This is a genomic window from Methylobacterium aquaticum, assembly GCF_001043915.1.
GTDB lineage: Bacteria > Pseudomonadota > Alphaproteobacteria > Rhizobiales > Beijerinckiaceae > Methylobacterium > Methylobacterium aquaticum.
This window is the reverse complement of record NZ_LABX01000471.1, coordinates 1-577: the sequence shown is the minus strand read 5'-3', so window position 1 is coordinate 577 and position 577 is coordinate 1. Positions and strand designations below refer to the sequence as shown.

Here is a 577-nt window from a genome sequence, read left to right as displayed (position 1 = left end):
GCGGAGCGGGCCGGGCTGTCGAAGGCGAACCTGCTCTATTACTTCCCCTCGAAGGAGGAGCTGTATCTGGCGGTGCTCCGCCGCGTCCTCGACGTCTGGCTCGACCCGCTGCAGGAACTCGACGCCGACAGCGATCCGGCCGAGGCGATCCGGGTCTATATCCGCGCCAAGCTCACCCTGTCGCGGGACGCGCCGCAGGCCTCGCGGCTGTTCTGCCTGGAGATCGTCCAGGGCGCGCCGCTCCTGCGGGCCGAGCTCGAAGGCCCCCTGCGCGGGCTGGTGGAGAGCAAGGCGGCGATCCTGCGCGGCTGGATCGACCAGGGCCGCATCGGTGCCCACGACCCGCACCACCTGATCTTCTCGATTTGGGCGATCACCCAGCACTACGCCGATTTCGCGGTCCAGGTAGATGCGGTCACCGGCCGAAGCCTCGACGAATCCGACTTCTTCGAGAGCACCGTGGCGAGCACGCAGGCCCTGATCCTCACAGGATTGGGCCTGCGATAGGCACTAGGAAACGAGCCCCACCGGCGGGAATCCCGCCCGTCGGCGAGGCCCAGGAAAAGAACTACTTCTT

1 protein-coding gene is annotated in these 577 nt (G+C 67.4%); it reads left to right on the top strand.

Annotated features, from left to right (window positions below; translation table 11 throughout):
* The coding region (rutR, locus tag VP06_RS33300; protein ID WP_048468114.1) for an HTH-type transcriptional regulator RutR at window positions 1–507 on the top strand (507 nt) is incomplete at its 5' end.
* Window positions 508–577: the final 70 nt, after the last annotated feature.